8 protein-coding genes are annotated in these 9,837 nt (G+C 69.7%); 7 read left to right on the top strand and 1 reads right to left on the bottom strand.

The genetic code is table 11. The annotated features are described in order from the left end of the window. From NON00_RS22825 to NON00_RS22800, 6 genes are all read left to right on the top strand, one after another. The coding region (locus NON00_RS22825; protein WP_256025082.1) for a DUF4115 domain-containing protein at nt 1-533 on the top strand (533 nt) is incomplete at its 5' end. Between the two features lie 148 nt (nt 534-681). Further along, nucleotides 682-1,815, top strand: a complete 1,134-nt coding sequence (ispG, locus tag NON00_RS22820) for a flavodoxin-dependent (E)-4-hydroxy-3-methylbut-2-enyl-diphosphate synthase (protein ID WP_256025081.1) — start codon at nt 682-684, stop codon at nt 1,813-1,815. Nucleotides 1,816-1,820: 5 nt separating this feature from the next. Continuing rightward, nucleotides 1,821-3,140, top strand: coding sequence for a histidine--tRNA ligase (gene hisS / locus NON00_RS22815; RefSeq protein WP_256025079.1), 1,320 nt, complete (start codon nt 1,821-1,823; stop codon nt 3,138-3,140). 153 nt (nt 3,141-3,293) lie between these two features. Next, nucleotides 3,294-4,349 (top strand): peptide chain release factor 1, encoded by a 1,056-nt coding sequence (gene prfA, locus NON00_RS22810; protein ID WP_256025078.1) that lies wholly within the window; start codon nt 3,294-3,296, stop codon nt 4,347-4,349. Beyond that, a complete protein-coding gene (gene prmC / locus NON00_RS22805) occupies nt 4,342-5,205 on the top strand; it encodes a peptide chain release factor N(5)-glutamine methyltransferase (protein ID WP_256025076.1) in 864 nt (287 codons plus the stop codon). The genes prfA and prmC overlap by 8 nt, the downstream gene beginning before the upstream one ends. 223 nt (nt 5,206-5,428) lie before the next feature. Beyond that, the gene (locus NON00_RS22800; protein ID WP_256025075.1) at nt 5,429-5,866 is read left to right on the top strand and encodes a DUF4167 domain-containing protein; all 438 of its coding nucleotides are present in this window, start codon (nt 5,429-5,431) and stop codon (nt 5,864-5,866) included. A gap of 143 nt (nt 5,867-6,009) precedes the next feature. Here NON00_RS22800 and NON00_RS22795 read toward each other — a convergent pair whose 3' ends face one another. Then, nucleotides 6,010-6,768: an MOSC domain-containing protein gene (locus NON00_RS22795; RefSeq protein WP_256025073.1), complete on the bottom strand. Its 759-nt coding sequence runs from the start codon at nt 6,766-6,768 to the stop codon at nt 6,010-6,012. A gap of 139 nt (nt 6,769-6,907) precedes the next feature. Here NON00_RS22795 and clpB point away from each other — a divergent pair, with 139 nt between their 5' ends. Beyond that, nucleotides 6,908-9,472: an ATP-dependent chaperone ClpB gene (gene clpB / locus NON00_RS22790; protein WP_256025072.1), complete on the top strand. Its 2,565-nt coding sequence runs from the start codon at nt 6,908-6,910 to the stop codon at nt 9,470-9,472. Nucleotides 9,473-9,837: the final 365 nt, after the last annotated feature.

Raw genomic sequence — 9,837 nt, 5'->3', positions numbered from 1 at the left:
CCGCGGGGCGCCCCGCCCAGGGGGGCGCGCCGGCCACCGCCACGCCCCCCGCCGCCGGACAGAATGCCCAGGGCCAGAATGCCCAGGGCCAGAATGCCCAGGGCCAGAATACCACGGGCCAGAACGCCACCGCGCGCCCCGGCGCCGTGCCCCCCGCCGCCGCTCCGGGTGCGACTCCGGGCGCGACTCCGGCCCCGCCATCCGCCAGCGCGGCCAATGGCGCGGCCCCGCCGCCCGCCGCCACCCCGGCCCCCGCCGCCGAGGGCCACGGCATCGTCCTGCGCGCCGTGCAGGATGCCTGGGTGCAGGTGCGCGACTCGCGCAGCGGCCGCGTGCTGCTCAACCGCGTCCTGCGCCCGGGCGAGACCTATGACGTGCCCCAGGGCCCCGGCCTCGTGCTCAGCACCGGCAAGGCCGAGGGGCTCGCCATCGAGGTGGATGGCGTCGCCACCCGCGCCCTGGCCGATCAGGTGGGCGTGAAGCGCGACATCCCGCTCGACGCCGCCAGGCTGCGCGAGGCCGGCGCCCGCTAGCCCGCCCACTCCTGGCCCCGGCCCGGAAGGGCAGGGCCTGGAGGGTGGGGCCGGAAGGGTTGGGCAGGGGCCGGGCGGCGCCTGCCCTTGGCCATCGCCGCCTGTGCTGCCATATCGCCGCCATGCCCCAGCGGAAGGCCTGACCGCCATGTCCTATCGCCCCTACCAGCAGATCCTCCGCCGCAAATCCCGGCAGATCCGCGTCGGCAAGGTGCTGGTGGGCGGAGACGCGCCGATCTCCGTCCAGACCATGACCAACACCCCCACCGAGGATGCCGCCGCGACCATCGCGCAGATCCGCCGGGCGGAACTGGCCGGGGTCGATATCGTCCGCGTCTCCTGCCCGACGGAGGAGAGCACCGCCGCCCTCGCCGAGATCGTGCGCGAGGTGAATGTGCCGGTGGTGGCCGATATCCATTTCCACTACCGCCGCGCCATCGAGGCCGCCCAGGCCGGCGCCGCCTGCCTGCGCATCAATCCGGGCAATATCGGCAGCAAGGACCGCGTGAGGGAGGTCGTGAAGGCCGCGCGCGACCATGGCTGTTCCATCCGCATCGGCGTCAATGCCGGCAGCCTGGAGAAGCACCTGCTGGAGAAATACGGCGAGCCCAACCCGGAGGCGCTGGTGGAATCCGCCCTCTGGCACGCCGCCCATCTCCAGGAACTCGACTTCCACGCGTTCAAGATCAGCGTGAAGGCCTCCGACGTCTTCCTCGCCGTCGCCGCCTACCAGCAGCTGGCCGAGGCCTGTGACCACCCGCTCCATATCGGCATCACCGAGGCGGGGGGGAAGCGCACCGGCACGGTGAAGTCCTCCATCGGCCTCGGCTCCCTGCTCTGGGCCGGGATCGGCGACACGCTGCGCGTCTCCCTCTCCGCCGAGCCGGAGGAGGAGGTGCATGTCGGCTGGGACATCCTGAAGTCCCTCGGCATCCGGCACCGCGGGGTGAAGATCATCTCCTGCCCCTCCTGCGCGCGGCAGGGCTTCAACGTCATCGAGACGGTGGCGAAGCTGGAGGAGCGCCTGGCCCATATCGAGACGCCGCTGACGCTCTCCATCATCGGCTGCGTGGTGAACGGGCCGGGCGAGGCGCTGATGACGGATATCGGCGTCACCGGGGGCGGCGCCGGGCGCCATATGGTGTATCACGCCGGGCGCACCGACCACACGGTGGAGGGCGAGAGGATGGTCGACCACATCGTCGAACTGGTCGAGAAGAAGGCGGCCGAGATCGCGGCCGCTCAGCCCAAAGCGGATTCGACAAAACAGGCAGCGGAGTAACGGCGTTGAGCGGAATGCAGCCGGTTCGTGGCACCAAGGATCTGATCGGCGAGGCCTTCCGCCGCCACCACCACGTTGTCGAGACGGCGCGCCACGTCACCGGCCTCTACGGGCTGGAGGAATGGGCGACCCCCATCTTCGAGTCCACCGGCGTCTTCGCCCGCACCCTCGGCGATACCTCGGATGTGGTGACGAAGGAGATGTACACCTTCGAGGATCGCGGCGGCGATTCCGTCACGCTCCGGCCCGAGGGCACGGCGGGCATCTGCCGCGCCCTGGTCTCCAACGGGCTGACCCAGGGCGGCCTGCCGCGCAAGGTCTTCTATGCCGGGCCGATGTTCCGCTACGAGCGGCCGCAGAAGGGCCGCTACCGCCAGTTCCACCAGATCGGCGCCGAGATCCTGGGCGCGGCCGAGCCGCTGGCCGATGCCGAGGTGATCGCCTGCGGCTGGCAGATCCTCCAGCATCTCGGCATCGATGACGGGGTGGTGCTGGAGATCAACACGCTGGGCGACGCCGCCAGCCGCGATGCCTACCGCGCCGCCCTCGTCGCCTACTTCACCCGCCACCGCGAGAGCCTCTCCGCCGAGAGCCAGACGCGGCTGGAGAAGAACCCGATGCGGATCCTCGACAGCAAGGATGAGGGGGACAAGGCCCTGGTGGCCGGCGCCCCCACCATCTTCGAGCATCTGACGCCCGAGGCCGCCGCCTTCTTCGGGAAGGTGCTGGCGCATCTCGACCGCTTCGGCGTGCCCTACCGCAAGAATCCGCGCATCGTCCGCGGGCTGGACTATTACAGCCACACCGCCTTCGAGTTCGTCACCGACCGCCTGGGCGCCCAGGGCACGGTGATGGCCGGCGGCCGCTATGACGGGCTGGTGCGCGAGATGGGCGGCCCCGCCACGCCGAGCGTCGGCTGGGCGGCGGGCATCGAGCGCCTGTCCGAACTCCTGGCCGAGACGCCCGAGGCCAGCCGCCCCGTGGCCGTCATCCCCGTCTCGGAGGCGGAGGAAGGCGCGGCGCTCGACCTGCTCCAGATGCTGCGCTCCAGCGGCGTGCCGGCCGAGATGGCCTATAAGGGCAACCTGAAGAAGCGCATGGAGCGGGCCAACCGCATTGGCGCCCAGGCCGCCGTCATCCTCGGTGAGAGCGAGGTGGCGGAGAATGTGGTGCTCGTCCGCAACCTCGCCGATGGCTCGCAGGAGCGCGTCGGCATGCCGGGGCTGCTCTCCGCCCTGGCTGCCGCCGGGGTGGTGGATGCCATGCTCGAGCAGGTGGTCGAGGGGCTGGAACTCGTCGCCGACGAAGGCGAAGAAGAGAACTGAAAAAAGCTGGGGGAATGAATTCCCCCTTTCTTTCAGGCTGCCGCACCCGGGTGGCCAGGCGGGACGCCAGCCGACAACGGAGGCTGGCCCTGACAGACAAAAGAAGGGGGTTCGGGGGAATTCATTCCCCCGACCTGCTTTTGGAAAGCACGCATGAAACTGCCGGAAAAGCTCGACCGCCTGCTCTACCGCGCCGATGAGCTGCGGGCCCTGCTGGAGACGGCGGAAGGCTCGCAGGTCGGCGCGCTGGCGCGGGAATTGTCCGAGCTGGAGCCGCTGGTCGCCCAGGTGGAGGCGCTGCGCGGCGCCGAGCGCGCCCGCGACGAGGCCGAGGCCCTGCTGGCCGACCCCGAGATGCGCGAACTGGCCGAGGCGGAGTATTACGCCCAGCGCGACGCCGTGCCCCGCCTGCTGCGCGAGCTGCGGCTGATGCTGCTGCCCAAGGACGCGGCCGATGCCGGCAGCGCCATCCTGGAAATCCGCCCCGCCGCCGGCGGGGATGAGGCCGGGCTCTTCGCCGCCGAGCTGTTCGCCGCCTACCAGAAATACGCCGCCGCGCGCGGCTGGCGCTTCGGCCTGCTCGACTATGACGAGTCCGAGTTGGGCGGCATCAAGGGCGCGGTGGCCGAGGTGGAAGGGCAGGGGGTCTTCGCCCGGCTGAAATTCGAGAGCGGCGTGCACCGCGTGCAGCGCGTGCCGGCCACCGAGACACAGGGGCGCATCCACACCTCCACCGTCACCGTCGCCGTGCTGCCGCAGGCGGAGGATGTGGATGTGCAGATCAACGAGAGCGACCTGCGCATCGATACCTACCGGGCCAGCGGTGCCGGCGGCCAGCATGTGAACAAGACGGACAGCGCCGTGCGCATCACCCACCTGCCCACCGGCACGGTGGTGGCGATGCAGGAGGAGCGCAGCCAGCACAAGAACCGCGCCAAGGCCATGAAGGTGCTGCGCGCCCGGCTCTATGAGGCGCAGCGCAGCCAGGCCGTGGCCAGCCGCTCCGCCGACCGCAAGGCACAGGTCGGCACGGGGGACCGCTCGGAGCGCATCCGCACCTACAACTTCCCGCAGGGCCGCGTGACGGACCACCGCATCGGCCTGACCCTGCACAAGATCGACCGCGTGATGCAGGGCGAGCTTGATGACATCATCGACGCGCTGATCGCCGAGGACGAGGCCGCGCGCCTCGCCGCCGAGGGTGTCTGACTGCGCCGACCCCGCGGGCACGGTGGGGGCCTTCCTCTGCCGCGCCGGGCAGCATCTGCGCGCCGCCGCCATCGAGGCGCCGCGGCTGGAGGCGCGGCTGCTGCTGGCCGGGGCGATGAGCTGCACGCCCGAGGCCCTGCTGCGCGCGCCGCGCGCCGCCGTGCCGCCGGAGGCCGCCAGCCGCTTCGCCACGCTGCTGCAACGCCGCCTGGACCATGAGCCCATGGCCTATCTGCTGGGCCACCAGGGCTTCTGGACGCTGGACCTGGAGGTCTCGCGCGACACGCTGATCCCCCGCGCCGATTCGGAAGCGATTGTCGAGGCGGCGCTGGAGGTTTTTTCCCGTTCAGGCGGGCGGGTGCTGGACCTCGGCACCGGCACGGGCTGCCTGCTGCTGGCCGTGCTGGCGGAGCGGGAAGGGGCCTTCGGGGTGGGGGTGGATCTTTCCCCCGGCGCGGCGGCGCTGGCGGCGCGCAATGCGGCGCGCAACGGGCTGGCCGGGCGCGCCGCCTTCCTGGCGGGGGATTGGGCGGGGGCGCTGGCCGGGCGCTTCGACCTCGTCCTCTCCAACCCGCCCTATATCGAGAGCGCCGTGGTGCCGGGGCTGATGCCTGAGGTGGCGGCGCATGAGCCGGCCCGCGCCCTGGATGGCGGGGCGGATGGGCTGGATGCCTACCGGGTGATCACCGCCGCCCTGCCGCGGCTGCTGGTGCCGGGCGGGCACGCGGTGCTGGAACTGGGGGAGGGGCAGGGCCCCGCCGTGTCGGCCCTGGCGGAGGCCGCCGGGCTGGCGGTGCGGGGGCTGCGGGCGGATCTGGGCGGCATTGGCCGCGCCCTGGTTCTGGCTGCCCGCTGAAAAAACCGTTTGGCGGCGCAGCGCGGTGGGACTAGGGTGGCCCTGCGGACCCGGGCGGAGTGCCCCCCGGCAGAACCCGCCGGGATGGCCCAAGTGGCGGATGTCACGCCCCCCGGCGCCGCAGCGATGCAACACCATCAGCCAGTGCCCACGGGCGTGACGGGTCCTTGACGGACCGGTATCGCCCGGACGGCGCCAGCGTGAGACGGCGAACGCAACACCGATGAACATGAAGCGCATGCGCGGCCGCGGCGGTCACCGCCACGGCAGCGGGGGCGGCGGCGGCGGCGGGCAATTCCGCCAGAACAACCACCAGCCGATGAACCGCAACCATGTGTTCGACTCGAACGGGCCGGACATGCGTCTGCGGGGCACCGCCCAGCAGCTTTTCGAGAAGTATCTGCAGCTCGGCCGCGACGCCACCGGCGCCGGTGACCGCGTGATGGCCGAGAGCTATTTCCAGCACGCCGAGCACTATTTCCGCATCCTGAACGCCATGGCCCAGGCCGCGCAGGCCCAGCAGCCCCGCCGCCAGCACAATGGCGGTGAGCAGGCTGAGGGTGGCGAGCCTTCCGGCGAGGCCTCGGTCGAGATGAACGGGCAGTCCGCCAGCTATGAGGGCGAGTCCGGCGAAGCGGAGCAGCGCGAAAGCGTGCAGTAAGCGAAGCGGTTCTTTTTTGTAAAAAAGAACCAAAAAACTCTTTCCAGTTGGCGTCCCGCGATCAGCCTGAAGCGGGACGCCAAACGGAAAAAGTCTTTTTGCTTCTTTTTCTTCAGAAAAAGAAGAATCTCTTCCTGAATTTTTTATTCAGGAAGCACTTCCAGCGCATCCCCCAGCGCGACCGGCCCGCCCTCCAGCACCAGCCCGTAGATGCCGAAATCGGCATGGTCGTAATGCTGGCGGAGCAGCAGCGGCAGCTTGATGTCGCGTTCCCCTGTGGCCGGGTTCACCTGGGTGGCGGGGCAGCGGATGATCCGCTTGACGATGCGCAGGCGGGCGCCGCCCAGCATCACTTCCCGCCCGACGAGATCGAACTCCGCCCAGGGCGCCAGCCCGCCGAAATGCACATTGGCGCGGAAGCGCAGCGGGTCCACCGGCTGGCCGATGCGGGCGCTGAACTCGGCCACGGAGGCGAGGTTCAGCAGGGAGAGCATCTTCACCTTGTCATCGGCGAAGGCGTGGCCGGGGGCCTCGACGAAGCGGGGCGTGCCGCGCGCTTCCTCGCCCAGATAGGCGGTGAGGGCGGCGGCGATGGCGGCCTTGCCCTCCGGCGTGGTGGTGGAGGCCTCGAAGGCGGGCTGGCCGGGGATGGCCAGGGTGAGGCGCCGGTGGCGCGCATCGAAGGCGGATTTCACCAGGGCCAGGCGCTCATTCACCATCAGGCAGGCGAAGTTGCGCTTGGGCAGGAAGGCGGGGGCGGCTTCATCGAAGGCGGCATCACCCTGGGCGAGGGCGAAGCGGCGGTCTTCCGGCACGCATTCGCCGGCGGCCAGGGTGACGGCCTCCAGGGCCTCGGCCGAGAGTCCCTTCACGGGATAGCGGTAGAGATGCTCGACGCGCATCGGCGCGGCTCCTGTTTTTTCGCTGGCCGCCCTCTTGAAGCGGCGCGGCCTCCTCTACCACATCACGAAGACGAGCGGTGACCGGCGTCGCCTCCTTGAGGGACGCCGGGGGCCGGTTGCCTCGGAGGAGGGACCAGAGATGGATAGTGAGAAGTTCACCGAACGCGCCCGCGGCTTCCTGCTGGCGGCGCAGACGATCGCCATTCGCGAATACCACCAGCGCATCACGGCCGAGCACCTGCTGAAGGCGCTGCTGGATGACGAGCAGGGGGCCGCCGCCGGGCTGATCCGCGCCGCCGGGGCCGACCCGCAGCCGGTGAAGGCGGCGGTGGAGGCGGAACTGGCGAAGCAGCCGCGCGTGCAGGGTGGCGGGGCCGGCCAGCCGCAATTCGTGCCCGATATCGTGCGCGTGCTCGATGCCGCGCAGCAGCAGGCGACCAAGGCGGGCGACGCCTATGTGGCGCAGGACCGCATCCTGGTGGCCCTGGCGGGGAGCGACACGCCCGCCGGCCGTGCCCTGGCCAAGGCCGGCGCCACCATGCCGAAGCTGGAAGCCGCGCTGGAGGCCGTCCGCAAGGGCCGCAAGGTCGATAGCGCCAGCGCCGAGCAGAGCTTCGACGCGCTGAAGAAATACGCCCGCGACCTGACGGCCGCCGCGCGCGAGGGCAAGCTGGACCCGGTGATCGGGCGGGATGAGGAAATCCGCCGCTCCATCCAGGTGCTGGCCCGGCGCAGCAAGAACAACCCCGTGCTGATCGGCGAGCCCGGCGTGGGCAAGACCGCCATCGTCGAGGGGCTGAGCCTGCGCATCATCAAGGGCGATGTGCCGGAGGCGCTGAAGAGCAAACGTGTCCTGGCGCTCGACCTGGGTGCCATGGTGGCGGGCGCGAAGTATCGCGGCGAGTTCGAGGAGCGGCTGAAGGGCGTGCTCACCGAGATCGAGCAGGCGGCCGGCGAGGTCATCCTGTTCATCGACGAGATGCACACGCTGGTGGGCGCGGGCAAGGCGGATGGCGCCATGGACGCCTCCAACCTGCTGAAGCCGGCGCTGGCGCGGGGCGAGCTGCATTGCATCGGCGCCACCACGCTCGATGAGTACCGCAAGCATGTGGAGAAGGATGCGGCGCTGGCGCGGCGCTTCCAGCCGGTGTTCGTGGGCGAGCCGACGGTGGAGGACACCGTCTCCATCCTGCGCGGCATCAAGGAGAAGTACGAGCTTCACCACGGGGTGCGCATCGCCGACAGCGCGCTGGTGGCGGCGGCGACGCTGTCCAACCGCTACATCACGGACCGCTTCCTGCCGGACAAGGCCATCGACCTGGTGGATGAGGCGGCCTCGCGCCTGCGGATGCAGGTGGACAGCAAGCCGGAGGAGCTGGACGAGGTCGACCGCCGCGTCCTGATGCTGAAGATCGAGCGCGAGGCGCTGAAGAAGGAGGAGGACGCGGCGAGCCGTGACCGCCTTGCCCGGCTGGAGCGCGAACTGGCCGAGCTGGAAGAAAAATCCGCGGCGATGACGGCGGCCTGGGAGGCCGAGAAGAACAAGCTGACCGAGGCCCAGAAGGCCAAGGAGGAGCTGGACCGTGCCCGCACCGAGGTGGAGCTGGCGCAGCGCCGCGGCGACTATGCCCGGGCGGGCGAACTCACCTATGGCATCATCCCGACGCTGGAGAAGAAAATCGCCGCCGCCGGGGATGACGGGCGGCTGGTGAATGAGGCGGTGACGGAAGAGGGTATCGCCGCCGTGGTCAGCCGCTGGACCGGCATCCCGGTGGAGAAGATGCTGGAAGGCGAGCGCGCCAAGCTGCTGCGCATGGAGGATATGCTGCGCGGCCGTGTGGTGGGGCAGGAGGAGGCGCTGGAGGCGGTTGCCAAGGCGGTGCGGCGGGCCCGCGCCGGGTTGCAGGACCCGCACCGGCCGATCGGCTCCTTCCTCTTCCTCGGCCCGACGGGCGTCGGCAAGACGGAACTGACCAAGGCGATCGCCAGTTTTCTGTTCGATGATGAGAAGGCGCTGCTGCGCATCGACATGTCCGAGTACATGGAGAAGCACGCGGTGAGCCGGCTGATCGGCGCGCCTCCCGGCTATGTGGGCTATGAGGAGGGTGGCGCGCTGACCGAGGCGGTGCGGCGCCGGCCCTATCAGGTGATCCTCTTCGACGAGGTCGAGAAGGCGCATGAGGATGTGTTCAACATCCTCCTCCAGGTGCTGGATGACGGGCGGCTGACGGACGGGCAGGGGCGGACGGTGGATTTCCGCAACACCCTGATCGTGCTGACCAGCAATCTGGGTTCCGAGATCCTGGCGGCGCAGCCGGATGGCGAGGATGTGGACCTGGTGCGCGGCCAGGTGATGAATGTGGTGCGCGGGCGCTTCCGGCCGGAGTTCCTGAACCGGCTGGATGAGATCGTTCTGTTCCGCCGCCTGGCGCGGCAGGATATGGGCGCGATCGTGCAGATCCAGCTGGGCCGGCTGCGCAAGCTGCTGGAGGATCGCAAGATCACCCTGGAACTGGATGCCGCCGCGACGGACTGGCTGGCCGAGGCGGGCTATGACCCGGCCTATGGTGCGCGCCCGCTGAAGCGGGTGATCCAGCGCAACCTGCAGGACCGGCTGGCGGGGCTGCTGCTGGAAGGCAAGGTGCCGGATGGCAGCACGGTGCGGGTGAGCGCCGGGCCGGAGGGGCTGGAACTGGCGGCCTGAGGCGGGCGTTCCGAGGTTTTTTGACGGGTGGGCGATTTTTTTGTGAAACCCGTTTGACAGAGGCGGGGGCCGGGACTAAAAGCCGGCTCCCGACGCTGAGACGCCTCAGACGAGACGACGAAGCGAAGGGACGCTGAAAAATCTTCAGACAGGCGCTTGACCGGCGAAAGAGAATTCGCTAGATAGGCAGCCCGCTGAACGAAAGAAAAGCGGAAGTCAAGCTGAAGAGCTTGGCCTTGCTGATTTAAAATTGCATCGGGTTTTCTTGGAATTTGTGGATGCATTATGGTTTGGCTGATTGGCTGAGCTGTTGTGTGTTTTGCTGGGGTGGCTGAGGTTTTTGGCTGCCTGGGTGGGATGCGCGG

The sequence above is a fragment of the Roseomonas sp. GC11 genome (genome assembly GCF_024437745.1).
GTDB lineage: Bacteria > Pseudomonadota > Alphaproteobacteria > Acetobacterales > Acetobacteraceae > Pseudoroseomonas.
Note: the sequence above shows the minus strand (reverse complement) of the source record. Positions and strands in the feature narration are given on the sequence as shown.

What these genes read in the sequence shown, in the direction of transcription:
- ispG (WP_256025081.1), top strand. Translation starts at nt 682, where the DNA reads ATGTCCTATCGCCCCTACCAGCAGATCCTCCGCCGCAAATCCCGGCAG.
- clpB (WP_256025072.1), top strand. Translation starts at nt 6,908, where the DNA reads ATGGATAGTGAGAAGTTCACCGAACGCGCCCGCGGCTTCCTGCTGGCG.
- NON00_RS22795 (WP_256025073.1), bottom strand. Translation starts at nt 6,768, where the DNA reads ATGCGCGTCGAGCATCTCTACCGCTATCCCGTGAAGGGACTCTCGGCC.
- prfA (WP_256025078.1), top strand. Translation starts at nt 3,294, where the DNA reads ATGAAACTGCCGGAAAAGCTCGACCGCCTGCTCTACCGCGCCGATGAG.
- NON00_RS22800 (WP_256025075.1), top strand. Translation starts at nt 5,429, where the DNA reads ATGAACATGAAGCGCATGCGCGGCCGCGGCGGTCACCGCCACGGCAGC.